Source organism: Kluyvera cryocrescens NBRC 102467 (assembly GCF_001571285.1).
GTDB lineage: Bacteria > Pseudomonadota > Gammaproteobacteria > Enterobacterales > Enterobacteriaceae > Kluyvera > Kluyvera cryocrescens.
Genome location: NZ_BCTM01000049.1, coordinates 1 through 21,742, shown reverse-complemented (window position 1 = coordinate 21,742; position 21,742 = coordinate 1). Strand labels below are relative to the sequence as shown.

Here is a 21,742-nt window from a genome sequence, read left to right as displayed (position 1 = left end):
CCTACCAGAACAACCGAAAATCAATAGGTTGTTTTATAAATCATAGACATAAAGGGCCACTCTTGACCAACTAAGGGCCAGCTTGAGCCATTTCTACCGCCACTTTATCGCCACTCATCGCCAGTGGATTAAGTTTAACGGCATCCTCTAAATGGTCAGGGGCAAAGTGCGCATATCGCATCGTCATTTTTATGTCGGTATGACCAAGCACGCGCTGCAAGACCAGAATATTACCACCATTCATCATAAAATGGCTGGCGAAGGTATGCCGTAAAACGTGGGTAAGTTGCCCGGCCGGTAATTCGATGCCTGTCCTTTCCAGAGCAGACCTGAACGCCCCATAACAATCACTAAACAGTCGGCCTTTTTTGTCATCAGGTAGGGAGTCATAAAGCTCTTTACTGATGGGAACTGTGCGGTTTTTTCTGCCCTTTGTGTTGGTGTACGTGATTTTGAATTTCGCGAGCTGGCTTTTTTTCAGGCTCTCAGCCTCTGACCATCGAGCGCCAGTGGCGAGACAGATTCTCACCACTGTTTCTAAATCAGGGTGGTCATGGCGTTTGCACTCTCCGAGCAGTTGCGCAATCTGGTCGTGAGTTAGCCAGGCCATTTCCATTTCTTCTGTGCGGAATGGGCGCATATTTTTCAGTGGGTTTTCACCTTTCCATTCTCCGAGGCGATTTAGCTCATTGAACACTGCCCGGAAGTAAGCGAGTTCAAGATTAAGCGTGCGAGGGGAAACCTCTTTTACCCTATTTGAACGGGCATACTCACCCTTTAGCCGCTTTTCCCGGTAGCGGGAAAACATCTGTGCATCGAAATCGCGTGCGAGTGGTTCGCCCATACACTCAAAGGCATGATGCATAGCTAGCTGGCGTTTTAGTCCGTCTCTCAAGGTAATACCATGAGCGCTATACCATGCGTCGACCAATTCTTTTAGCGTTCGCCTGTCTTCCTTTTCCTCCTGCCACGGATTTTGTACGGTGTATTGTTCAAAGGCCAGCGCCTCACCTTTGGTGGCGAATTTCTTTCTGATACGCTTGCCTTTTGCCCCGTTAGGATAAAGCTCGCAAATCCAACCTCCAGCGGGGTTTTTACGGACAGTCATCAATTAACCTCGCTGTACACACCTACCACTCTACCCAGCGTCTTTATGTCATCAATACCGCACTCAAAAGGAACCTTTCCACCAGTAACATGCAATTTTCTACCGGGGAGTTTTGTTAGCTCTCGAATACTAATTCCACCCTCTATGTCGACCAGCCAAAGGCCGTCAGAGAGTGATGCCTGCTTATCAATGAAGTGGAGTTTTCCTTCCGTTCGTATAGCCATCGCATCTGTAAGCGGCTTTGTGAAAAAATGGGCGTCGACTTTTATAGAACCATCACTTTTGAGTATTTCTTCACTTAATGTGAATAACTCGATGCTCATTGTGTCCTCGGCTGACGCAGAAGATGTGAACGGTTGCCCTTTTCCTGTAAGTAACCACTGCAGATTGGCCCCTGTTTCAAGAGCGCAGTGTGCCGCAAAGTCATACGAAATAGCGCCTCGGGTATATCTGTTAGAGAGGGAGCTCGATGCAATATCGAAATGGTTAGCTAGCTGAATTTTCTGTGAAAACCCGTAAGCCTCGCAGATGCGATCCAGTACATCAACGTTGCTCCATCCTAAAGAATCTATTCTCATTTCGATAAAACCTATTTACTACTTCTCAATTGGGAAGTATATTTTGGCTAAACCTACGCAATTGATGGCCCTATGTTGGCAAACGGTGGCCCTTTAATTGCAATCTTTGGCAAATAGGGAATCATGCAACATGGCTTCTGAAATCGCAATCATCAAAGTGCCTGCACCCATCGTCACCCTGCAACAGTTTGCAGAACTTGAGGGAGTGTCATACCGCACCGCGCGCCGCTGGACTACCGGAGATAACCCGCGTTTACCTATCGAACCTCGCGTTATCCGTAAGGGCTGTAAACGTGCTGGCGGTCAAGTTCGTATCTACTATGCCCGCTGGAAAGAGGAACAAATGCGTAAGGCATTGGGCCATTCCCGTTTTCAACTCGTTATTGGTGCGTAATTCACTTTATGTGAATTTTGAGGGCTCAACATGTTTGATTTTCAGATTTCCAAACATCCCCACTATGACGAAGCGTGCCGGGCTTTTGCGCAGCGTCACAACATGGCGAAGCTGGCCGAGCGTGCGGGTATGAATGTTCAAACGTTACGTAACAAGCTCAACCCGGAACAGCCTCACCAGTTTACGCCGCCTGAATTGTGGCTACTGACTGACCTGACAGAAGACTCAACCCTCGTTGATGGTTTTCTGGCGCAGATTCATTGCTTGCCATGCGTACCGGTTAATGAGCTGGCTAAAGACAAATTGCAGTCTTATGTCATGCGCGCAATGCGTGAACTCGGCGAACTGGCAAGCGGTGCGGTATCTGATGAACGTCTGACCTCTGCCCGTAAGCACAACATGATTGAAAGCGTTAATGCTGGCATTCGCATGTTGTCATTATCGGCTCTGGCGCTGCATGCGCGTCTGCAGACTAATCCCGCTATGTCGAGCGTGGTCGATACCATGAGCGGCATTGGCGCATCGTTCGGGCTTATTTGAGGTGGGTATGTTGAAAAGTGAACCGTCATTCGCGTCTCTGCTCGTTAAGCAAAGCCCCGGCATGCACTACGGCCACGGCTGGATCGCAGGTAAGGGCGGCAAGCGTTGGCACCCGAGCCGCTCACAGGCTGATTTACTGGCTGGCCTCTCTACTCAAAGGCAGGGGGAATCATGGCTATCGAAGCTGTTTCGGCTACAGTCCCGTTAAAAGTTGGCGAGCGTTTTAATGCTCTAAATCATATTGCGGAGTTACGTGCCAGATATTGGGGCGATAGCTGGAAAGAGGTTGAGCGTTTTGTCGATGATATGCGCGATAAACGTGACCCACAATTTGAAGAAAATAATCGGGCGCTGGCCGCTATTTTCTTTCTGGCAAAAATACCGGCGGCTCGTCATGAGCTCGAATTAAGTGAGCTGACTACTGACGAGAAAAAGGCGCTTATTACGGCGATGAATCATTTTCGTGCAGTAGTGAGCTTATTTCCCAAACGGCTAACCATGCCGAATTAATCCAAACAGAAATTTAATGGCGTAAACCCGCCGGGCTTCTTATTGCCCGAAATCAGGAGAGTTAATTATGCGTAATATCGAATCCAGTAGTTTTAGCACTGATAGTGATGCGCTGGCTGTATTGCTGACAGATGCCAAAAAAGAAGAACGTAAAGACCGCGCGCTCGCAGTATCAATCCGCCTTGAGGCGCTGGCTATACATATCACTAAAGAGGGTATGAGCGGCACCGAAGCCGCTGAACTGCTGCGCCGTGAAGCCACCCGCTTTGAGAACGAATCACAGGAGCTGCACTAATGGCCGACGCAATGGATTTAGCACAACTGCGCGAGCAGGAAGACCGCGAACGCCACATCAGCAACGCGCGCAGCCGTATCGCTGCGCCTTCTCGTTTTCTCTGCGAAGAATGCGACGCACCAATCCCGGAAGCTCGCCGCATTGCGATTCCGGGTGTGGCCTTTTGCGTGACCTGCCAGCAAATCGCAGAGCTCAAATCAAAACATTACAGAGGTGTTTAATATGGAACTGAATAAAAGAGAGGCATTTTTCGCAGCGATATTTAACGGTTTTTTATCTCATAAAGACCAGTTTAATGATGCTAATCCTGATGAGGCTATCCGCACATGCTGGGCGATGGCTGACCGTATTATTTACCATTCTGAGCGAGTGGAATCACCACGCGAGATTGCTAACAGATGGATTGATAAAAATATCGTTATTGTTGATACCGAAACTACGGGGCTGGACAGAGAAGCCGAAATAATTGAAATATCAATCATCGACTGCACCGGTGCTATTCTGCTTAACACCCTGATTAAACCATCCAAAGATATTCCGGCAGAAGCTACCGAGATTCATGGCATCACTAATGAAATGGTTGAGGATGAGCCAAGCTGGAAAGAAATGTTACCTCAAGTCTTGGAGCTAATATCACGCGGATGGGTTGCTTATAATGCGAAATTTGACGCGAGAATGTTAGAGCAAACATCAGGCTCTCGCGTTGACCCTGATTATTTTGGTGTGCCCGAGTGTGCTATGCAACTCTATGCTGAATATAACGGGGAGTGGGATAAAAAACGCCGCAAATACAAATGGAAGAAACTAACCGACGCCGCTACATCGTTGAATGCGTGGCCGGAAGAAATTGACGAGAATCCGCACCGCGCGCTTTATGATTGCTATCTGACGTTGGGTGTAATCCGTTCTATTGCCGGGGGTAAGAAATGAGCCTCCGCATTGTAATAGATGACAAATGGGTTATTACCAGCGACCAGTATCAATTCATCCTGAATGAAAAGAAAGTCGTTAAGTCCGGTAAAAAAGCTGGCGAGGAATGGCTCGACACTATCGGCTATTATCCGAAAATTAACCAGCTTATTTCCGGCCTGATACACCATCATATTCATGGCTCGGATATTACCGCCATTGACGCTATGGCGGCAGAAATTGAGCGGGTAGGACAACTATGCATAGCAGCCATTGAAGGGGCTAGCGCTGATGCATAGTTCTACGGTTGCTTATGCTTATCCGTGGAATGCTCCACGGTCGGCAATAGCCAGCCCATATCTTACTTATGACCAACAGTATCGCCGCGACCGTATGTTCGCGGCTTTGCTGCATGCGAGAAAGGTGCTTTCTCTCCAGCCTGAATGCGTGCGTTTTGATGTTTATCGCACTGCTACTGTGCTGGAGCAAAATCAGGGCAGTCAACGAGCCAATGCCTTTTTAATCAGCTTCTGCAAAAAGGCATTGCCACGTCTTGAACTGGTCGCAAAGAAATACGAATGCGCGGGTATCAACAGCAATGTATCAACCGCTGTTTTCGGTGGTCATTTTGATACCGAGCTTATGCAATATCTGGCGTCACGCATGGTTAATATGGTCGCCAGATATAACCGCCTCCCTGATATGTCGCGCGCCGATATTGACCTGCTGGCCGCTGATATTGCTAATTTCATTCGTGCTGAACTGGCTGACATTGATGACACCGGATTTAGCGAGCTCAAAACGCTGTACACCTGGTACATGCGAGCCGGTTTCATTTCCCTGCAATTCAACGTTACCCCGCCGCATTGGGAGCGTGTGACAAAGAAATATGTCGGTGAGGATGAAATCGCCCCTGCTATCACCCGCATGTTTAATGAGGTTTGGTGGCGTGGCCGCTTGCGACGCATTGCGGCTGCATGGCGCGAACATCTGCAAATCGCAGTCGGCAATGTCAGCAAAAAACGACACGCATACGCGAGTAAAAACTGCGTGACCGACTGGCGCGAGCAGAAACGCCGCACGCGTGAATTTCTCAAGGGGCTGGATCTTGAAGACGAAGACGGCAACCGCATCAGCCTGATTGAAAAATATGATGGCTCGGTCGCTAACCCTGCGATACGTCGCTGCGAGCTGATGACCCGCATCCGTGGGTTTGAAAATATCTGCAATGAGCTCGGATATGTCGGGGAGTTTTACACCCTGACTGCACCGTCTAAATATCACGCCACTACCAAAGCGGGCTACCGTAACAGCAAATGGAACGGTGCCAGCCCTTCGGACACGCAGAGCTATCTCACCGGCCTTTGGGCGCGCATACGCGCCAAGCTGCACCGGGAAGAAATCCGCATTTTCGGCATACGTGTTGCCGAGCCTCATCACGACGGGACGCCTCACTGGCACATGCTTATGTTTATGCTGCCGGAAGACGTCGAGCGCGTACGCCTCATCATTCGCGATTATGCGTGGGAGGAAGACCACCACGAACTGAGAAGCGATAAAGCCAAAAAGGCACGCTTCCATGTCGAAGCTATTGACCCGGAAAAGGGCAGCGCTACCGGCTATGTTGCTAAATACATTTCGAAAAATATCGACGGCTATGCTCTCGATGGTGAAACAGATGACGAAAGCGGTGAGCTGCTGAAAGAGACAGCCCCCGCCGTATCAGCATGGGCGGCGCGCTGGCACATCCGTCAATTCCAGTTTATCGGCGGTGCGCCGGTGACGGTCTATCGTGAATTGCGTCGTCTCGCTGACACCGAGACCGCACATGGTCTGAGCGTTGAGTTTGCCGCCGTCCATGATGCCGCCGACGCCGGTGACTGGGCTGGTTACGTTAATGCGCAGGGTGGGCCGTTTGTCCGTCGCGATGATTTGCAGGTGCGCACGCTGTACGAACCGCGCGCCGAGTTTAACCAGTATGGTGAGGAAACTGTCTGCATTCGTGGCGTGTACGATTCCGCTGTCGGTGCTGGCACTCCGATTTTAACCCGGCTAACGCAGTGGAAAATTGTGCCGAAGCGTGCCGTTGATTTGGCCGTTGACGTTAAGGGCGCTCCTGCGCCCTCTCGGAGTTCTGTCAATAACTGTACGGGAAGCGAAAGCGAACCACCGATACTGGATTTAACAAAACCTCTGAGTCGGCGTGAAAGACGAGAGTTGACCAACCGACTGAGGAAGCAAAAGCCATCAATACGGCGAAAATTCATCCACGGAACGGATGAGCAAAACGCAGCTATAGCGAAAACTATCGACGAGGTACATCTGACAACCGGCATCACTATCAGCCGGAGCGAAGCCCTGCACCTGATGGCCGGTGGTAAAAGTTGTTTTGATGGCAAATGGCTACGCGGAACGTCTAAAGGAGAAATATTTTCCGCAGCCCCATCGCATCAGGCTAAAGCCCGGAAAATCCTTAGTCGTGTTGCGGCGTTAGCTGAACTGGCAACGAAAATTTAACCGCTAATATTCATCCATATCATGTACATACAGTGTATTTAACTGTGATTTTTTTCTTCACACCTTTTGTCAATACGTGATACTGTATGTTTATACAGTATCTCGTTATGGAGGTTGTGTGGATAGAGAGTTGAGAGAGCACGTCATGATTGAGCGTGTCGAAATGATTGCGCGTCTGACGACTGAGGGGATTTGTCAGGAGCGAGACCGAGAAATTGCCTTAAATTTGATTGCGGAAATAGCAAAAGGCAACCTAATGAAAAACAATAATTTTTCCGTTGTTTTTTCCGCTCCGCCTGTCGATGAGACTTTTGCAAAGGAGAGCAAGGTGAAGGTAAACATCACGTTAGATAAAGACCAAAAAATAGGACAGCCGATAATTGATGCTTTTCAATGCGAATTGACCAGGCGAATACAGTCTGTTTTTCCGTCAACGCGCGTTACGGTTAAAAAGGGATCCATGACCGGGGTCGAGTTGATGGGGTTCGATAAAGATTCAGACCGCGAAGCGCTGGATAGCATCCTTCAGGAAGTGTGGGAAGATGAGAGCTGGCGTTAATACCTGAAAAATGTGCAACCCTCGACCCCATGTTTGATAGCATGGGGTTGTTTTTTATGGGATTACACACAAAGGAAAATCATGGATACTGTAATAGCATTTTTATCTCTGGCTCTCTTTATTGCTTTTATCGTCGGGTTAATCAAGCCGTCGCTGGTTCGAATGCCGAACCGTAAGCGCTCCAGTGCGGTTTATCTCGGTGGTTGTCTGGCGCTGGGCGTTATTGGCTCAATCTTATGGCCGACTGAAAAAAGTCAGCCGGTGGCAAAAACTGACGTACCGGCGGTTAAAGCGGAACCGGCTGCGCCAACGTTTGAGTACGCAGATAAAACCCTCAAAGAATATCGCAACGAGCCAAAAGAAACCCGGCACGATATCGTTAAAAGCTATGTTGGCTTCAAAGGTGTACCGGCCAGTTCTGCTGATGCCTTTTATTCCTGTATGAGCGAATACTCTTTTACTAAAGATGATGCGTTAAAGCTCGGTGATGTGTTGGGGTGGTGTTTCAACGACTTCGAGAAGGATCCACAATCTCTGAATAATAAAATCAACCTTGACGCATTTCAGGGTAATTTTAGCGGTTGGGATGGCTCTTATCGCCCGTTAGAGAAGCTGATAAAAGCCAGTATGAATGATGATTCCTCTTATAAACATGTTTCAACGGTCTACCATCTTATTTTGAATAAAGACCCGCATGCCGTTGTAAAAACAACGTTTCGCGGCACTAATGCTTATGGTGGCGTGGTAAAACAGACCGTAGCGGCACGCGTCAACGTGCGAACGGGCGAGGTCGATTCAATACTCGACAATTAAACATGACAAACGCCGCCGGTGCTGAAACTTGTTTTCAGTGCTGGCGGGGTTGAACAACGAGCCCCGCGAGGCGTTAGCCTGCCCCGTTGAGACCGACCCAAACCGGCACAATTAAAGCCGGTTTTATTATGCCATTTTTCCGCGATTTCCCCGTTTTTTAGCCGTGCATGCAACAGGTGCATGGTTTTGCATGCGTCAGGCTTGCCCGTTCTGGCCGTGCGCCGCCAGAGCTGGCGCGGATCCAGAGTGGTCATGCAACTGCATTAAAACCGACCCATAAAGCGGGCAGGCGTGGCGGGGTAAGCATTGCGCGCTGAGCGTGGTATTTATTTTATTTTTCCAGCGCCTGAGCGCGGCGCTATGACGTTTAAATGGATGTGGGCGGGTCGTAAGGTGTTGAGGTGTGACGGCGGCGTGTCGTGGCGCTGAGGGCGTTGTGTGCGGTGGGGGTAAAGCCGCCACGATGGGCGGCTGTGGTGGGGTTATTAATCGTCGCCGAGTGAGTATTTTTCAAAGCGGATAATCTCTTCACCCGCCCACTCGTTAAGCTCCATGAATCGCGCCTGTAGCGGGGTCAGCTCGTTACGCACAAAGACCTTTGCCACCTTCTCAACGTCGCCCACTGAGCCGACATTCTCCGGCTTGCCACCCATCAACTGGAACGGGATGCGATGCGCATCGAGCAGGTCAGCGGCGCTGACTTTCTTGATATTAAAAAAATCATCCTTCGTCGCGACTTCACTCAGGGGAACAATTTTAATCCCGTCCGGTTTGCCGTGCGGCGCGTAGAAAAACAGATTCTTAAAATTGCCGAGTCCTTTCGAATCGCGCATTGCCTTTCGCAGCGCCTCGACGTCGGTGCTGTTCTGTGCGGCATCGGTCACATACATGATGTAACCCGCATGCGCGCCGTTCTGGTAATACTTGCGACGAAAAAGCGTCGCCGACTCATTCAGCCAGGCTGAATTGAGCGCGCTCAGGTATTCCGGCATCCCGTAAAGCTCCTGATTAATATCAGGCTCGAGCAGGTGGAAGACGGAACCGGCCTTGAACTGGTGCGGCTGCGTATAGCTCTGAATGTACCAGTACACATCATCCTCGATGCCACGGCGGGTGTATTTCGCCGGTGACGTTTCCAGCTTTAACGGTTTGCCGGTCAGGCCGCGACGCTCTTCGATAAACGCATTACCAAACACCAGATAATCGAGCGCGAACCGGGTGAAGTCCTGACGGGATAACAGCGGGTGCGGGATGTAGGTCGAGACCAGAATGTTACGCTTCACGTAAATCGGCGAGCTGTGGTGAACGGCGGCGCGCATGCTCTTTGCCAGCCCGGAGAAACTCACCGGCGGCTCGTACCACTGACCGTTATCGATACACTCCACATAATCGAGAATATCGCGGCGATCGAGTACCGGCGTCGGCTCGCCAAAGGTGAATGCTTCCATGCTCTGTGCCGGGGCGGCGGTGAGGTTTTCGGTGCGCGGCGGCTGCTGGCGCTTGTTGTTGCGTTTCTTGCTCATTAGTTCCACTCCATAATGCTGGATGACTGTTCGCCGGTCGCGGCGGTCAGCGGCTCATTGATTAATACGTGCATGGTCGCCCATGCGAGGTCAGCGTGACTGGCTTCCTCGGTGCGGCTGGCCTCATAGGTCGAGCTGCGGCCACTGCTGGTCATGGTTTTACGAATCGACATAAACGACTGCGTGAGGTCGGTCGCGCTGACGTCGTACTCGAGGCAACCGCGGCGAATGGTGTCTTTGGCTTTGAGCACCATTGCGGTTTTCATTTCCGGCGTGTAGCGGATTTCACGCGCGGCCGGGTAGAACGAGCGCACCAACTGGAAGACGCCCTGACCGAGCCCGGTCGCATCGATGCCGATGTATTCCACGGTATATTTCTGCGTGAGCTCGCGGATTGATTCGGCTTGTTGGGCAAAATCCATCCCTTTCCACTGGTGGCGCTCGAGGATGCGGAACCGGCCACCGGCGACAACCGGCGGCGCGATGACGACGCACCCGGCACTGTCGCCACGTAATGACGGGTCGTAACCAATCCACACCGGGCGGTTGCCGAATGGCCGGTCGGCGAATGGCTGGTAGTCCTCCCATTTTTCGAGGCTGTCGACCATGCAGCGCTGGAGCTCTTCGAACGGGAAGACCGACGCTTTATCGTCGACGAACTCGCACATAAACAGGTTGCGGAACTCTTCGACACTGTTCTCGCGCTTCAGCGTATCGATGTTAAACAGAGTGCACCCTTTGGCGAGCGCGTCCTCGATGGTGACAATCTGCCGCCACTGGCCGTCCGGGCAGGCGACACCCTTCGCGAGTGCAGCGTGACTGATATCGATATCGACGCGCTCGCTCTTGTCATTTCGCCCCTTGTTGAACTGTTCGCCCGACCAGAACGGATAGGCACCGTGTGCCAGTGATGATGGGGTCGAAAAATAGGTCGTGCGCAAGTGCTCCTGTGACGACATACCACCGGCGACGCGCTTCAGCTTCTGGAAGTTGGGGATCCAGAAAATTTCATCGACATACAGGTCGCCGTTGTGACTCTGTGCTGTGTTGGCATTGGTGCCGAGAAACATCAGCTCCGCGCCATTGTTGCCGAGCACGATCGGGTCGCCGGTGAGCTCGACGCCAGCCTGTCGGGCAAAGGCGATGATGTATTTTCGGAACACGTAGGCCTGTGTCTTACTGGCCGATAAAAATATCTGGTTATGGCCGGTCTTCAGCGCCTGCAATAGCGCCTCGCGCGCAAAATAGAACGTCGCGCCAATCTGTCGCGATTTGAGAATGTGCCTGATGCGGTGCGCCAGCCCCGCGCGCCACCACTCGAGCTGATACTCGAAAGACTGGTTGCGGAAAATTTCCTCGAGTTTCTCGATGGCCTCTTTGCTGAAAAAGTTCTTTTTCGGCTTCTTCTTTTCCCCTTTGTTGCGGTTGGCGACGTTCGGGTTTAAATCCGCTTCGTTGCCGGTCTGGCCGTAGCGGTTAACCCTTGCGAGGCGCTCCATCTGGCGCGCCAGAAAATCCGCGACCTTAAAGTCATGCGCCGTCAGGTCGGGCTTTGCGTAGAGCTGAATCAGTCGCGCCTCGAGCGTGAACTCGACCCGGTTTAGTGGGGCGGTCTCTTCCCATTTATCACGCTGTTTCCAGCTCTGCACCGTGGGGCGTTTTACCTGCAATTGCTCCGCGATTTGTGGCACGGAGAACCCTTGCCAGAACAAAAGCGCGGCCTGTCGACGTGGGTCGCTAAGTAATGATGTATCGGTTGTAGTGGTCATAAAACCTCGCCGTGATGAGTACACGGCAAGGCTAAAGATTCAGGGGGGCTTAATCGCTAAACCCCTGTTGTGTCAGGGGTTGCACTTCCGCAACAGGTGGCTGGTGAGGGGCTGAGTCGGGAAACTACATCCGACCCGATAACCCAACTCAGGACACCTGACTCATGGCTAAAAAAGTTTCGAAATGGTTTCGCATCGGCGTCGAGGGTGACACCTGCGACGGTCGCGTAATCGGTGCGACCGATATTCAGGAAATGGCTGATTCGTATGACCAGCGCGTCTACGGTTGCCGTATTAACCTCGAGCACCTGCGCGGCCTGTTGCCTGACAGCGTATTTAAACGTTATGGCGATGTGGTCGAGCTGAAAGCCGAATTGATTGACGATGATTCAGCGCTTAGCGGCAAGCTGGCATTGTTCGCCAGAATCACGCCGACCGATGACCTCATCGCGATGAATAAGGCCGGACAAAAAGTTTATACCTCAATGGAAATTCAACCGAACTTTGCCAACAGCGGCAAATGCTATCTGGTTGGTCTGGCCGTCACTGACGACCCGGCAAGCCTCGGTACTGAATATCTTGAGTTTTGCCGCACCGCGAAACACAACCCACTCAACCGCTTTAAGGCCAGCCCTGAGAATTTCTTCTCTGTGGCAACGCTCGCCGAGCTGGAATTCGAAGACCAGCCCGACACTATCCTCACCAAGCTGAGCGACACGGTGAAAAGCATCTTCAGCCGTAAACAGGCCAGCGACGACGCGCGATTCGGTGACGTGCACGAAGCCGTGACCGCCATCGCCGAGCAGGTGCAGACCGGCGGCGAAAGCGCTGAGGTGCGTTTCAGCCAGCTTGAAACCGAGCTCGCCGACGTCAAAAAGGCGCTGACCGAACAGGCAACAGCCACCTCGCAACAATTCAGCACCCTGACCACCACGCTGGAAAACACCGAAGACAAAACGCAGCCGCGCCGCAAGTTAAGCGCCGGTGGCGACGGTGATGCGTCCGGCTCCACGGTGACTGACTGCTAACCCTTGATAAACCCAAAGGAATACAAAACCCATGCGTAAAGAGACCCGTTTTAAATTCAATCAGTACCTGAGCCGTATCGCCGAGCTGAACGGCATCGCGGCCAGCGACCTCGACAAAAAGTTTGCCGTCGAGCCGTCGGTCACGCAGACCCTGTTTGACAAAATCCAGCAATCGTCCAGCTTCCTGAAGCTCATCAACATGGTGACCGTTGGCGAGCTGACCGAAGAAAAAGTCGGTATCGATGTGACCGGCTCCATTGCCAGCACCGCCAACACCGACGGTGGCGTCGAGCGTAAAACCGCTGATTTTGGCAAGCTCGATTCATACCGCTATTTCTGCCATCCGGTGAACTTCGACTATCACCTGAAGTACGGCAAGCTCGACCTGTGGGCGCGTTTTCAGGATTTCCAGATCCGAATCCGCAACGCCATCATCAAGCGTCAGGCGCTGGATTACATCACTATTGGCTTTAACGGTGTCAGCCGTGCGGCGACCTCCGACCGTGCTCAGAATCCGCTGCTTCAGGATGTGGCCATCGGCTGGTTGCAGAAATACCGCAACGATGCGCCTGAGCGTGTTATGTCCAGCGTCACCGACGATGACGGCACCGTGATTTCAAACACCATCAAGGTGGGTAAAGGTGGGCATTACGCCAACCTCGACGCGCTGGTGATGGATGGCTTTGAATCGCTGGTCGCGGAAATTCACCGCGAAAACCCGGAAATGGTCGTTATCTGTGGTCGCCGTATCCTGACCGACAAATACTTCCCGATGATTAACAAATTCCAGGCGAACAGCGAACAGCTCGCCGGTGAGCTCATCATCAGTCAGAAAACCATCGGTCAGCTTCAGGCCGTGCGCGCGCCGTTCTTCCCGGCCAACAGCATCCTGATCACCACGCTGGATAACCTTTCGATTTATCTGTACGAGGACGGCCACCGCCGCCACATCGTCGAGAACCCGAAACTTGACCAGGTGGAAAACTACGAACAGGTAAAAGTCGATTTTGTGGTCGAAGACTACGAGGCAGGGTGTCTGATTGAGAATATCGAAATCCTCGAGCAGGAAGAGGCCGCCACTACCGAAGCGACCAGTGCGGAAGTCTTCGCGGCGGCAATGGTCAAGGCGATGCAGTCAATGACCACAGCCGCCGCACCGGCCAGCGCGCCTGTCGCTGACGGTGAAACGTCCCCGGCTGAAACCGGCACCACTGACGGCGCGGAGGCGTAACCGATGGCAACCCCCGCACAGCGTCACGCGATGCGGGTCTCGGCTATCAAGGCATCGCAGCGGGAAAACGCCCCGCTGCGTCATGCCTCGGCTTACGAGCAAATGCTCGTCAAGCTGGCCGCAGACCGCCGGACGCTTTCAGACATCCGCTCGAAAGAACGCAAAGCGGATAAAAAACGCGAATTACTCCCGCTGTACCTGCCGTGGGTCGCTGGCGTACTGGCGAGCGGTACCGGCGCACAGGATGACATTCTGATGACGGTGATGCTCTGGCGTCTGGATGCGGGGGATATCACCGGTGCAATCGAGATTGCGCGCTATGCGCTGCGTTTCGGTCTGTCGATGCCGGAAAACCATTCCCGCCCCGCGCCTTACATGCTGGCCGAAGAGGTTGCGCTCGCAGCACTCCGCGCCCGTATGGCCGGAGAGCCGGTCGACGCCTCACAGCTGCTCGAGGTCATCAGTCTGACCGATGCCGCCGATATGCCTGACGAAGTGCGCGCCCGACTACATAAGGTCACTGGCCTTACCCTACGTGATGCCGGTCAGCTTCCTGACGCGATGGCACACCTGCAACGCGCCTTACAGCTCGATAGCACAGCCGGGGTCAGAAAAGACATTGAGACCCTCGGTCGCGAGCTGAACCCGAAGCCGGTCGCCGTCAAAAAAGTGGCAAAGAAAACCGCCACGAAAAAAGCACCCGCTAAAAAACAAGATTCACCGGTGAAACGAGGGCGAGGACGCCCGAGGAAAGTCACCGGTTAACCGAACGCGCCCCGCGCCGGGCGGCTCGCTGGTCAATGTCGGTAACTTACCGCAACTGCGACCGGCGACCACCGCCCACCTATTTTTTTGAGGTAGTCATGACCCCGATTGTGATGAATAACCCGGCGCAACCGCGCGACCAGATGGTCATCCCGCCGGTGCCAGTTGAAGAGCCGGTGATTAAAAATACCGCCTTTTTCCCGGACGTTGACCCGAAGAGCATGCGCGAAGAAATGCGTCTCGAGCAGACCGTGACGCCGGTGCGTCTGCGTAGTGCCATTAAAGCGGCGATGGCCGAGACCAACGCCGAGCTGGCCGAGTGGCGCGATTATCAGCTCTCCTGTGGTTATCAACTGCTTGAGAACGTGCCGACGGATAAGCTCGACGGCGAAAGCGTCCGGGTTTTCCACTATTTCAACGCCGTGCGAGCGATGACGACCGCGACGCTGTACGAGAAATATCGCGGCGTCGATGCCAGCGCCAAAGGTGACAAAAAGGCCGACAGCATTGACCCCACCATCGACGAAATGTGGCGTGACATGCGCTGGTCGGTTGCCCGTATCCAGGACAAAGCGCGCTGCATCGTGGGGCAAATCTGATGAACGTCATCGCGCATCAGGGCGACACGCTCGACACGCTGTGTCAGCGCCATTACGGGCGCACTGAGGGTGTGGTCGAGGCGGTGCTGTTGGCTAATCCGGGTCTCGCCGAGCTGGGCGTCGTCCTGCCGCACGGCACGGCGGTCAGTCTGCCTGAAGTCGACGCCGCGCCGGTATCGGAGACCGTGAACCTATGGGACTGACGATGGAAAAAATCACGACCTTTCTGACCTACTGGCTGTCCGTGGCGCTGGCGTATTTCGGTACGCAGACGCCAGAAAAGACGGCGATTTTTATCGGGGGTGGCTGTGCCGTTTTTACCGCGCTGGTGAATTTCTGGTATCGCCGCAAAACGTATAACTATCTCGTTTCAATGGGGATTGATAAGGAGGTTATCCGTGGCCTCAATCGTTAAAAAGTGCAGTGTGGCCGTCGTGTTGGCGCTGGCGGCACTGGTGCCTGATTTTCGTTTGCTTCACACCTCGCCGGAGGGGCTCGCGCTGATTGCCGACCTCGAGGGTTGCCGGTTACGCCCTTACCAGTGCAGCGCGGGTGTGTGGACGTCAGGCATCGGCCACACTGCCGGGGTGGTACCGAAGCGGGATATTACCGAGAAAGAAGCCGCCGTGAATCTGGTCGCCGACGTGCTGAACGTCGAGAAACGCCTCGCGGTCTGTGTGCCGGTCGACATGCCACCCGCCGTCTATGACACGCTGGTCAGCTTCGCTTTTAACGTCGGCACCGGTGCGGCCTGTCGTTCAACGCTGGTTTATCACCTGAAGCACCGGCAATGGTGGCAAGCCTGTGACCAGCTCACCCGCTGGGTGTTTGTGAATGGTGTCCGTAGTACCGGGCTCGAAAATCGCCGCTTTCGCGAGCGTACTTACTGTCTGAAAGGGGTTACCCAATGAAAAAAACTATTTACTCAATGATTTTTTATGTCCTGCTGGCGCTGATATTGCTCAGGGGAATTATTGACCCGCAAAGTTTGGCGGTAAATTTCGCTGTTGTCTGGGCGCTGTTCAGTTGTGTTATCTGCATTGCGGCCAGTGTTTACGGCGTCGTGACCTGTGAAATGATGGCGGGTAAAACCGTTGAAATTACCCGGAAAAATGCTGAAGACATAAAGAATGTCATCATCATCTTTTGCCGTGAATTTTCACCTTTACGACGATTCGGCTCACTGATGTTATTCGCGGCCACTTTCGCTTGTCTGGTGGGTGCTGGCTGGATTGTGACGGCGTTGCTGTATGTGATTTGCGTCCTGATATATACGTCGGTGCGCTCCGTTGTTCGCCAGCGCATAAAGGCGATCACTCAGTGACCCGGCTCATTGTGATCGTACTGGTCAGCGCGCTGGCGCTGGCCGGGCTCATGTGGTTACGGCATGAAAATGCCAATCTGAGTCGCTCGCTGGAAAAAGCGAACCGTGTCGCCGGTGAACAAAAAACGGCGATCACCATGCTGAAAAACCAGCTCAAAACCTCCTACCGCATTAGTGGAGAAAACGAGACCGCTCAGGTCTTACTGCGTGGTGAGCTCATCGACGCCGGAGCTCGGGCGCAACGTCGGGAACAGACCATAACGAGGTTACTCAATGAAAACGAACAGCTTCGCCGCTGGTATAGCGCTGATTTGCCTGATGCTGTGCGCCGGTTGCACCAGCGCGCCGCCTGCGCCGACGCCGGTGATTGTTTACAACGCCTGCCCGAAAGTCAGCCTTTGCCCGATGCCGGGAAGTGACCCGGCCACCAATGGCGATCTAAGCGCGGATATACGCCAGCTCGAAAGCGCCCTCGAGCGCTGTGCGCTTCAGGTCAGAACCGTGAAAAACTGTCAGGATAAAATCGATGTACAAGCCGAAGAGTCTGCGAAAAGCCTTAACTGACGCCGTGCCGGTGCTGGCGCGTAACCCGGAAATGATGCGCATCTTTATCGATAACGGGAAACTCGCCTCCACGCTGGCGACGTCGTTGTCGTTTGAAAATCAGTACACGCTCAATGTGGTGGTGACTGACTTCACCGGCGATATCGAGCTGCTACTCGTGCCGATTCAGGCATGGTTGCGCATCCATCAGGCCGATATCATGACAACCGATGAGGGGCGAAAAAAGGGCTTCACCTATTTCGCCGATATCAACAGCAATGACAGCGCCGATATCAGTATCAGCCTGATGCTGACTGAGCGCACCCTCGTCAGGGATGAAGGGGATACGCTGCATATTGAGACAGTGCCGGAACCCCAGCCACCTGAGCCTGTAACCCGGCCATTAGAATTGTATGTTAACGGTGAGAAAGTGAGTCAATGGGATGAATGATTTTAAACCGTTCGACGACAAGCTCGCGGCGCTGATAGCGGCACTCTCCCCGACCGCCCGGCGTAAGATGGCTGCTGATATCGCAAAGACCTTGCGAACCCGCCAACAGCGCCGGATTAAAACGCAGAAAGCGCCCGACGGCACCCCGTACACCGCCAGAAAGCGCCAGCCGGTGAAAGCGAAAAAAGGCCGGGTTAAGCGGGGCATGTTCGCGAAGCTCCGCACCAGTCGCTTTATGAAAGCCACGGCGGGAAATGATGCGGCGGTCGTGGAGTTCACCGGCAAGGTGCAACGCATGGTGAATGTGCATCAGTACGGCCTCAAAGATAAGCCAGGGCGAAACAGTGCGCCGGTGCAGTACGATGCCCGACCGCTTATCGGGTTTAATGACGAAGACCGTCAGGCCGTGGAGGAAATTATTATCGCTAAACTGGCCGTTTAGCGTTGTGCCATCGACAGTAAAACCCGCATCAATTGCCGCTCAGAGCACCGGGCGGCATCCTTCCTTGTATGAATACTCTAGCAACTCTTCAGGATGTATCGCGCCTACTGCGCAACATGATACGCACCGGCGTCATTGTCGAAGTCGACCTCGATGACGGGCGTTGTCGTGTCCAGACTGGCGGCATCGTTACCGACTGGCTTCAGTGGCTGACGGCTCGTGCCGGTCGCTCTCGCTCGTGGTGGGCTCCGTCCGTGGGTGAGCAGGTTGTCGTGTTTGCCATTGGTGGCGAGCTCGACACCGCCTTTGTGCTGCCCGGTATTTTCTCCGATGACCACCCCGCGCCGTCGGCGTCGGCTGATGCCTTTCACATCACCTTTCCTGATAGCGCGGTTATCGAGTACGAGCCGGAGACCGGCGCGCTGACCGTGAGCGGCATTAAAACCGCAGACGTGACGGCGTCGGATTCCATCACCGCGACGGTGCCGATGGTGACGGTGAAAGCCGAGACCCGCATCACCCTCGATACCCCGGAAGTGGTCTGCACCAACAAACTGACGACCGCGACGCTCGAAGTCACCAAAGGCGGGAAGATGAGCGGCGATATCGAGCACACAGGCGGTACGTTCAAATCAAACGGCGTACAGGTGGATAAGCACGGTCACGGCGGTATTCAGCGCGGCGGCGACTGGACGGAGGGCACACAATGACGACCCGTTATATCGGTATGAATCGCGAGACCGGGCGCGCTATCACTGACGCTGAGCACATCCGTCAGAGCTGTGGCGACATACTGCGAACGCCGGTCGGCTCTCGCGTGATGCGTCGCGAATATGGCTCGCTGCTGTTCTCCCTGATGGATATGCCGCAGACCGACGCGCTGAAGCTGCAAATTATGTGCGCCTGTTATATGGCGCTGCTGAAGTGGGAGCCACGCATCAGCATCAGCTCGCTGACGGTCGAGCGTCAGTTTAATGGCCAGATGGTCGTTGAGCTGACCGGCGAAACCAAAGACACCGGCAAAACCCTATCCCTGACTATCCCTGTGAGTTGAATTTATGGCAGCTATCGACCTGAGCCAGCTCCCCGCGCCCGACTTCGTGGAAACGCTGGATTTTGAAACCATTCTCGCGGAACGCAAAGCGACACTGGTTTCGCTTTACCCCGAAGAGCAACAGGAAACTGTTGCGCGCACGCTCGCTCTCGAGTCTGAGCCACTGGTGAAGTATCTGGAGGAAAACGCCTATCGTGAAGTCATCTGGCGTCAGCGTGTGAACGATGCCGGGAAAGGCTGCACACTGGCCTATTCGGCTAATAACGATCTCGACGTGATGGCCGGGAACAACAACACGGCGCGTCAGGTTGTGACCCCTGCCGACGACAGCACCATCCCACCGACACCGGCGGTCATGGAATCTGACGCTGATTTACGGCTACGCGCGCAACAGGCGTATGAGGGGCTCAGCGTGGCGGGTCCGGTCGGCGCGTATGAATACCACGGCCGCAGCGCCGACGGGCGTGTCGCTGATATCTCGGTCGTTAGTCCGTCTCCGGCCTGTGTGACCATCACCGTGCTCTCACGCGAGGGTGACGGCGCGGCATCCGATGACCTGCTCGCTGCTGTTGAGAAAGCGCTGAGCGCTGAAGATGTGCGCCCCGTTGGCGACCGTGTGACGGTGCAGAGTGCTGACGTCGTGCCGTACCAGATTGACGCCATTCTCTATTTTTACCCTGGTCCCGAAGCCGAGCCCATCCGTCTGGCCGCTGAGGAAAAACTCAAAGCGTATATCACCGCACAACAGCGACTAGGGCGCGACATTCGCCAGTCGGCGATTTATGCCGCCCTGCATGTCGAAGGTGTGCAGCGTGTCGAGCTGGTCGCGCCGGTGGCTGACATTGTGCTCACACAATACCAGGCATCTTACTGCACCGAATACAGCATCGCTGACGGGGGTGCCGATGAGTGATAACCGGCTGTTGCCCGTTGGCTCGTCGGTGCTGGAGGTTGCCGCCGCTCGCGCGGCCGCAGATATCGAGCGTGTACCGGTGCCGCTTCGCACGTTGTGGAACTGGCGCACCTGCCCGGTGCGATTGCTGCCCTATCTGGCGTGGGCGTTTTCCGTTGACCGCTGGGATGAGAGCTGGCCGGAGTCGACAAAACGCAGCGTTATCGCTTCGGCATTCTACGTTCACGCCCACAAAGGCACCATCGCCGCATTGCGGCGCGTGGTGGAGCCGCTCGGCTATCTGATTGAGGTTAAGGAGTGGTGGGAGCTCAACGAAGAGCCGGGAACTTTCCGGCTTGTGGTGGGCGTACTCGAGACCGGCATCACCGATGAGATGTATCTCGAGCTCGAGCGCCTGATTGAAGGAGCAAAACCAGCAAGCCGACACCTGACCGGGCTCGCTATCAGCCTGAGCACCACCGGGCGCGCTTATGTGGGCGCAACCTGCTACGACGGCGACCTGTTAACCGTTTATCCCTACGCTGCCGAAGAAATTGTCGTCGGTGGTGATTTTTATCCGGCCTCGGCCATTCATCTGATTGATAACCTGCGAGTAAGCGCATGACGACTAAATATTTTGCCATCCTGACCAATCAGGGCGCGGCGCGACTGGCAAACGCAACCGCGCTCGGCACCAAGCTAAAAATTTCACAAATGGCCGTCGGTGACGGGAACGGCACACTGCCGACACCTGACCCGGCTCAGACGAAGCTCATTAACCAGACCCGCATTGCGCCGATTAATTCGCTGAGTGCGGATGCTAATGACACCGGTCAGATTATTGCCGAGCAAATTATCCCGGAAAATGAGGGCGGATTTTTCATTCGCGAAATCGGGCTTTATGATGACGATGGCGTATTGATTGCTGTCGCGAACTGCCCGGAAACCTACAAGCCGTTACTGGCCGAGGGGAGCGGTCGCACACAAACCATCCGAATGATACTTGTTGTCTCAAGCACGGCGGCGATCACATTAAAAATCGACCCGTCCGTGGTGCTGGCAACCCGCAAGTATGTCGATGACAGGGTGCTGGAGCTTAAGGTGTATGTTGATGACGCGATGACGGCGCATCTTGATGCAGTTGACCCTCACCAGCAATATGCGAAAAAGGCCAGCCCGACGTTAACCGGTACGCCAAAAGCGCCTACAGCCACGGCCGGGAATAATTCTACTCAGCTTGCCACTACTGCCTTTGTGCAGGCTGCACTGGTTGCACTAATTAATGGCGCACCAGCCACGCTGGATACACTGAAAGAAATTGCGGATGCCATCAATAATGACCCCAATTTCAGCACCACCATTAATAATGCGCTGGCGCTGAAAGCCCCGCTGGCAAGTCCCGCGCTGACCGGACTACCGACTGCCCCGACTGCTGCTCAGACGGTCAACAATACGCAAATTGCTACAACGGCTTTTGTGAAAGCTGCGCTGGCGGCGCTAATTAATGGCGCACCAGCCACGCTGGATACACTGAAAGAAATTGCGGATGCCATCAATAATGACCCTAACTTCAGCACCACCATTAATAATGCGCTGGCGCTGAAAGCCCCGCTGGCAAGTCCCGCGCTGACCGGACTACCGACTGCCCCGACTGCTGCTCAGACGGTCAACAATACGCAAATTGCTACAACGGCTTTTGTGAAAGCTGCGCTGGCGGCGCTTGTTGGTTCATCACCAGCTGCACTGGATACGCTAAACGAACTGGCGGCGGCGCTGGGCAATGACCCTAATTTCGCCACCACCATGACGAACGCGCTGGCAGGTAAGCAACCCAAAGATTCCACATTATCCGCGCTTAGCGGTAAGGATGTCGCAGGGATTCTCACATACCTTGGTTT

General features: G+C 54.0%; 32 protein-coding genes. 28 read left to right on the top strand and 4 right to left on the bottom strand.

The window, feature by feature from the left end:
* Nucleotides 1-70 precede the first annotated feature (70 nt).
* Nucleotides 71-1,108, bottom strand: a complete 1,038-nt coding sequence (locus KCR01S_RS22160) for a phage integrase (protein ID WP_061285088.1) — start codon at nt 1,106-1,108, stop codon at nt 71-73.
* Nucleotides 1,108-1,686, bottom strand: a complete 579-nt coding sequence (locus KCR01S_RS22155; protein ID WP_061285087.1) for a phage repressor protein CI — start codon at nt 1,684-1,686, stop codon at nt 1,108-1,110. The genes KCR01S_RS22160 and KCR01S_RS22155 overlap by 1 nt, the downstream gene beginning before the upstream one ends.
* 130 nt (nt 1,687-1,816) lie before the next feature.
* Between KCR01S_RS22155 and KCR01S_RS22150 the strand changes: the two genes are divergently transcribed.
* The 11 genes from KCR01S_RS22150 to KCR01S_RS22105 all read left to right on the top strand — a co-directional run bounded on the left by KCR01S_RS22150 (nt 1,817) and on the right by KCR01S_RS22105 (nt 8,223).
* Nucleotides 1,817-2,080 carry a hypothetical protein gene (locus KCR01S_RS22150; RefSeq protein WP_000135597.1) on the top strand — a complete coding sequence of 88 codons (264 nt, stop codon included), beginning with the start codon at nt 1,817-1,819 and terminating at the stop codon, nt 2,078-2,080.
* Between the two features lie 30 nt (nt 2,081-2,110).
* The gene (locus tag KCR01S_RS22145; RefSeq protein WP_000459331.1) at nt 2,111-2,620 is read left to right on the top strand and encodes a phage regulatory CII family protein; all 510 of its coding nucleotides are present in this window, start codon (nt 2,111-2,113) and stop codon (nt 2,618-2,620) included.
* Nucleotides 2,621-2,627: 7 nt separating this feature from the next.
* Nucleotides 2,628-2,828: a phage filamentation protein Fil family protein gene (locus KCR01S_RS24605; protein WP_072277214.1), complete on the top strand. Its 201-nt coding sequence runs from the start codon at nt 2,628-2,630 to the stop codon at nt 2,826-2,828.
* On the top strand, nt 2,792-3,130 hold the full coding sequence (locus KCR01S_RS22140) for a DUF5347 domain-containing protein (RefSeq protein WP_061285086.1): 339 nt from the start codon (nt 2,792-2,794) through the stop codon (nt 3,128-3,130). The genes KCR01S_RS24605 and KCR01S_RS22140 overlap by 37 nt, the downstream gene beginning before the upstream one ends.
* A gap of 67 nt (nt 3,131-3,197) precedes the next feature.
* Nucleotides 3,198-3,425, top strand: coding sequence for a DUF2732 domain-containing protein (locus KCR01S_RS22135; RefSeq protein WP_061285085.1), 228 nt, complete (start codon nt 3,198-3,200; stop codon nt 3,423-3,425).
* Entirely contained in the window at nt 3,425-3,646 is a 222-nt protein-coding gene (locus KCR01S_RS22130) for a TraR/DksA family transcriptional regulator (protein WP_024523572.1), read from the top strand. The genes KCR01S_RS22135 and KCR01S_RS22130 overlap by 1 nt, the downstream gene beginning before the upstream one ends.
* A 1-nt stretch (nt 3,647) precedes the next feature.
* Complete coding sequence (locus tag KCR01S_RS22125; protein ID WP_061285084.1) at nt 3,648-4,355, top strand: 3'-5' exonuclease; 708 nt, start codon at nt 3,648-3,650, stop codon at nt 4,353-4,355.
* Nucleotides 4,352-4,633, top strand: a complete 282-nt coding sequence (locus KCR01S_RS22120) for a DUF5405 family protein (protein WP_061285083.1) — start codon at nt 4,352-4,354, stop codon at nt 4,631-4,633. Before KCR01S_RS22125 ends, KCR01S_RS22120 begins: the two co-directional genes overlap by 4 nt.
* Nucleotides 4,626-6,851: a replication endonuclease gene (locus KCR01S_RS22115; protein WP_072277211.1), complete on the top strand. Its 2,226-nt coding sequence runs from the start codon at nt 4,626-4,628 to the stop codon at nt 6,849-6,851. The genes KCR01S_RS22120 and KCR01S_RS22115 overlap by 8 nt, the downstream gene beginning before the upstream one ends.
* A 118-nt stretch (nt 6,852-6,969) precedes the next feature.
* Nucleotides 6,970-7,410, top strand: a complete 441-nt coding sequence (locus KCR01S_RS22110) for a DinI family protein (protein WP_061285082.1) — start codon at nt 6,970-6,972, stop codon at nt 7,408-7,410.
* Between the two features lie 81 nt (nt 7,411-7,491).
* Nucleotides 7,492-8,223 carry a hypothetical protein gene (locus KCR01S_RS22105; protein WP_061285081.1) on the top strand — a complete coding sequence of 244 codons (732 nt, stop codon included), beginning with the start codon at nt 7,492-7,494 and terminating at the stop codon, nt 8,221-8,223.
* Between the two features lie 485 nt (nt 8,224-8,708).
* Here the strand turns inward: KCR01S_RS22105 and KCR01S_RS22100 are convergent, their stop codons facing one another.
* Nucleotides 8,709-9,746 carry a phage portal protein gene (locus KCR01S_RS22100; protein WP_061285080.1) on the bottom strand — a complete coding sequence of 346 codons (1,038 nt, stop codon included), beginning with the start codon at nt 9,744-9,746 and terminating at the stop codon, nt 8,709-8,711.
* Nucleotides 9,746-11,515 (bottom strand): terminase ATPase subunit family protein, encoded by a 1,770-nt coding sequence (locus tag KCR01S_RS22095; protein ID WP_061285079.1) that lies wholly within the window; start codon nt 11,513-11,515, stop codon nt 9,746-9,748. Before KCR01S_RS22095 ends, KCR01S_RS22100 begins: the two co-directional genes overlap by 1 nt.
* A 164-nt stretch (nt 11,516-11,679) precedes the next feature.
* On the opposite strand from KCR01S_RS22095, the gene KCR01S_RS22090 reads away from it, so the two are divergent.
* From KCR01S_RS22090 to KCR01S_RS22015, 17 genes are all read left to right on the top strand, one after another.
* Complete coding sequence (locus KCR01S_RS22090; RefSeq protein WP_061285078.1) at nt 11,680-12,543, top strand: GPO family capsid scaffolding protein; 864 nt, start codon at nt 11,680-11,682, stop codon at nt 12,541-12,543.
* 31 nt (nt 12,544-12,574) lie between these two features.
* Nucleotides 12,575-13,774 carry a phage major capsid protein, P2 family gene (locus tag KCR01S_RS22085; protein WP_061285077.1) on the top strand — a complete coding sequence of 400 codons (1,200 nt, stop codon included), beginning with the start codon at nt 12,575-12,577 and terminating at the stop codon, nt 13,772-13,774.
* 3 nt (nt 13,775-13,777) lie between these two features.
* The gene (locus KCR01S_RS22080) at nt 13,778-14,539 is read left to right on the top strand and encodes a phage terminase small subunit (protein WP_061285076.1); all 762 of its coding nucleotides are present in this window, start codon (nt 13,778-13,780) and stop codon (nt 14,537-14,539) included.
* 98 nt (nt 14,540-14,637) lie between these two features.
* Nucleotides 14,638-15,138: a head completion/stabilization protein gene (locus KCR01S_RS22075; protein ID WP_061285075.1), complete on the top strand. Its 501-nt coding sequence runs from the start codon at nt 14,638-14,640 to the stop codon at nt 15,136-15,138.
* Nucleotides 15,138-15,341, top strand: a complete 204-nt coding sequence (locus tag KCR01S_RS22070) for a tail protein X (protein ID WP_001100637.1) — start codon at nt 15,138-15,140, stop codon at nt 15,339-15,341. The genes KCR01S_RS22075 and KCR01S_RS22070 overlap by 1 nt, the downstream gene beginning before the upstream one ends.
* Nucleotides 15,332-15,553: a phage holin family protein gene (locus KCR01S_RS22065; RefSeq protein ID WP_061285074.1), complete on the top strand. Its 222-nt coding sequence runs from the start codon at nt 15,332-15,334 to the stop codon at nt 15,551-15,553. Before KCR01S_RS22070 ends, KCR01S_RS22065 begins: the two co-directional genes overlap by 10 nt.
* Nucleotides 15,537-16,049 carry a lysozyme gene (locus KCR01S_RS22060; RefSeq protein ID WP_061285073.1) on the top strand — a complete coding sequence of 171 codons (513 nt, stop codon included), beginning with the start codon at nt 15,537-15,539 and terminating at the stop codon, nt 16,047-16,049. The genes KCR01S_RS22065 and KCR01S_RS22060 overlap by 17 nt, the downstream gene beginning before the upstream one ends.
* Entirely contained in the window at nt 16,046-16,462 is a 417-nt protein-coding gene (locus KCR01S_RS22055; RefSeq protein ID WP_061285072.1) for a DNZ54_00345 family protein, read from the top strand. The genes KCR01S_RS22060 and KCR01S_RS22055 overlap by 4 nt, the downstream gene beginning before the upstream one ends.
* Before the next feature lie 50 nt (nt 16,463-16,512).
* Nucleotides 16,513-16,881 carry an Rz-like lysis system protein LysB gene (gene lysB / locus KCR01S_RS25715; protein WP_061285089.1) on the top strand — a complete coding sequence of 123 codons (369 nt, stop codon included), beginning with the start codon at nt 16,513-16,515 and terminating at the stop codon, nt 16,879-16,881.
* A complete protein-coding gene (lysC, locus tag KCR01S_RS25505) occupies nt 16,781-17,026 on the top strand; it encodes an Rz1-like lysis system protein LysC (protein ID WP_072277210.1) in 246 nt (81 codons plus the stop codon). Before lysB ends, lysC begins: the two co-directional genes overlap by 101 nt.
* Nucleotides 16,989-17,456 (top strand): phage tail protein, encoded by a 468-nt coding sequence (locus KCR01S_RS22045; RefSeq protein WP_061285071.1) that lies wholly within the window; start codon nt 16,989-16,991, stop codon nt 17,454-17,456. The genes lysC and KCR01S_RS22045 overlap by 38 nt, the downstream gene beginning before the upstream one ends.
* Nucleotides 17,449-17,898 (top strand): phage virion morphogenesis protein, encoded by a 450-nt coding sequence (locus KCR01S_RS22040; RefSeq protein WP_061285070.1) that lies wholly within the window; start codon nt 17,449-17,451, stop codon nt 17,896-17,898. The genes KCR01S_RS22045 and KCR01S_RS22040 overlap by 8 nt, the downstream gene beginning before the upstream one ends.
* 68 nt (nt 17,899-17,966) lie before the next feature.
* A complete protein-coding gene (locus tag KCR01S_RS22035; RefSeq protein WP_061285069.1) occupies nt 17,967-18,608 on the top strand; it encodes a phage baseplate assembly protein V in 642 nt (213 codons plus the stop codon).
* A complete protein-coding gene (locus KCR01S_RS22030) occupies nt 18,605-18,952 on the top strand; it encodes a GPW/gp25 family protein (RefSeq protein ID WP_061285068.1) in 348 nt (115 codons plus the stop codon). The genes KCR01S_RS22035 and KCR01S_RS22030 overlap by 4 nt, the downstream gene beginning before the upstream one ends.
* A gap of 4 nt (nt 18,953-18,956) precedes the next feature.
* Entirely contained in the window at nt 18,957-19,865 is a 909-nt protein-coding gene (locus tag KCR01S_RS22025) for a baseplate assembly protein (RefSeq protein WP_061285067.1), read from the top strand.
* A complete protein-coding gene (locus KCR01S_RS22020) occupies nt 19,858-20,469 on the top strand; it encodes a phage tail protein I (protein WP_061285066.1) in 612 nt (203 codons plus the stop codon). The genes KCR01S_RS22025 and KCR01S_RS22020 overlap by 8 nt, the downstream gene beginning before the upstream one ends.
* Nucleotides 20,466-21,742 (top strand): phage tail protein (locus KCR01S_RS22015; protein ID WP_156478802.1); only part of this gene is annotated, 1,277 nt, incomplete at its 3' end. The genes KCR01S_RS22020 and KCR01S_RS22015, both read left to right, overlap by 4 nt.

Excerpts from the sequence above, each read along its gene's own strand:
- KCR01S_RS22160 (WP_061285088.1), bottom strand. The coding sequence starts at position 1,108 with ATGACTGTCCGTAAAAACCCCGCTGGAGGTTGGATTTGCGAGCTTTAT.
- KCR01S_RS22155 (WP_061285087.1), bottom strand. The coding sequence starts at position 1,686 with ATGAGAATAGATTCTTTAGGATGGAGCAACGTTGATGTACTGGATCGC.
- KCR01S_RS22150 (WP_000135597.1), top strand. The coding sequence starts at position 1,817 with ATGGCTTCTGAAATCGCAATCATCAAAGTGCCTGCACCCATCGTCACC.
- KCR01S_RS22145 (WP_000459331.1), top strand. The coding sequence starts at position 2,111 with ATGTTTGATTTTCAGATTTCCAAACATCCCCACTATGACGAAGCGTGC.
- KCR01S_RS24605 (WP_072277214.1), top strand. The coding sequence starts at position 2,628 with ATGTTGAAAAGTGAACCGTCATTCGCGTCTCTGCTCGTTAAGCAAAGC.
- KCR01S_RS22140 (WP_061285086.1), top strand. The coding sequence starts at position 2,792 with ATGGCTATCGAAGCTGTTTCGGCTACAGTCCCGTTAAAAGTTGGCGAG.
- KCR01S_RS22135 (WP_061285085.1), top strand. The coding sequence starts at position 3,198 with ATGCGTAATATCGAATCCAGTAGTTTTAGCACTGATAGTGATGCGCTG.
- KCR01S_RS22130 (WP_024523572.1), top strand. The coding sequence starts at position 3,425 with ATGGCCGACGCAATGGATTTAGCACAACTGCGCGAGCAGGAAGACCGC.
- KCR01S_RS22125 (WP_061285084.1), top strand. The coding sequence starts at position 3,648 with ATGGAACTGAATAAAAGAGAGGCATTTTTCGCAGCGATATTTAACGGT.
- KCR01S_RS22120 (WP_061285083.1), top strand. The coding sequence starts at position 4,352 with ATGAGCCTCCGCATTGTAATAGATGACAAATGGGTTATTACCAGCGAC.
- KCR01S_RS22115 (WP_072277211.1), top strand. The coding sequence starts at position 4,626 with ATGCATAGTTCTACGGTTGCTTATGCTTATCCGTGGAATGCTCCACGG.
- KCR01S_RS22105 (WP_061285081.1), top strand. The coding sequence starts at position 7,492 with ATGGATACTGTAATAGCATTTTTATCTCTGGCTCTCTTTATTGCTTTT.
- KCR01S_RS22100 (WP_061285080.1), bottom strand. The coding sequence starts at position 9,746 with ATGAGCAAGAAACGCAACAACAAGCGCCAGCAGCCGCCGCGCACCGAA.
- KCR01S_RS22095 (WP_061285079.1), bottom strand. The coding sequence starts at position 11,515 with ATGACCACTACAACCGATACATCATTACTTAGCGACCCACGTCGACAG.
- KCR01S_RS22090 (WP_061285078.1), top strand. The coding sequence starts at position 11,680 with ATGGCTAAAAAAGTTTCGAAATGGTTTCGCATCGGCGTCGAGGGTGAC.
- KCR01S_RS22085 (WP_061285077.1), top strand. The coding sequence starts at position 12,575 with ATGCGTAAAGAGACCCGTTTTAAATTCAATCAGTACCTGAGCCGTATC.
- KCR01S_RS22080 (WP_061285076.1), top strand. The coding sequence starts at position 13,778 with ATGGCAACCCCCGCACAGCGTCACGCGATGCGGGTCTCGGCTATCAAG.
- KCR01S_RS22075 (WP_061285075.1), top strand. The coding sequence starts at position 14,638 with ATGACCCCGATTGTGATGAATAACCCGGCGCAACCGCGCGACCAGATG.
- KCR01S_RS22070 (WP_001100637.1), top strand. The coding sequence starts at position 15,138 with ATGAACGTCATCGCGCATCAGGGCGACACGCTCGACACGCTGTGTCAG.
- KCR01S_RS22065 (WP_061285074.1), top strand. The coding sequence starts at position 15,332 with ATGGGACTGACGATGGAAAAAATCACGACCTTTCTGACCTACTGGCTG.
- KCR01S_RS22055 (WP_061285072.1), top strand. The coding sequence starts at position 16,046 with ATGAAAAAAACTATTTACTCAATGATTTTTTATGTCCTGCTGGCGCTG.
- lysB (WP_061285089.1), top strand. The coding sequence starts at position 16,513 with ATGTGGTTACGGCATGAAAATGCCAATCTGAGTCGCTCGCTGGAAAAA.
- lysC (WP_072277210.1), top strand. The coding sequence starts at position 16,781 with ATGCTGTGCGCCGGTTGCACCAGCGCGCCGCCTGCGCCGACGCCGGTG.
- KCR01S_RS22045 (WP_061285071.1), top strand. The coding sequence starts at position 16,989 with ATGTACAAGCCGAAGAGTCTGCGAAAAGCCTTAACTGACGCCGTGCCG.
- KCR01S_RS22040 (WP_061285070.1), top strand. The coding sequence starts at position 17,449 with ATGAATGATTTTAAACCGTTCGACGACAAGCTCGCGGCGCTGATAGCG.
- KCR01S_RS22035 (WP_061285069.1), top strand. The coding sequence starts at position 17,967 with ATGAATACTCTAGCAACTCTTCAGGATGTATCGCGCCTACTGCGCAAC.
- KCR01S_RS22030 (WP_061285068.1), top strand. The coding sequence starts at position 18,605 with ATGACGACCCGTTATATCGGTATGAATCGCGAGACCGGGCGCGCTATC.
- KCR01S_RS22025 (WP_061285067.1), top strand. The coding sequence starts at position 18,957 with ATGGCAGCTATCGACCTGAGCCAGCTCCCCGCGCCCGACTTCGTGGAA.
- KCR01S_RS22020 (WP_061285066.1), top strand. The coding sequence starts at position 19,858 with ATGAGTGATAACCGGCTGTTGCCCGTTGGCTCGTCGGTGCTGGAGGTT.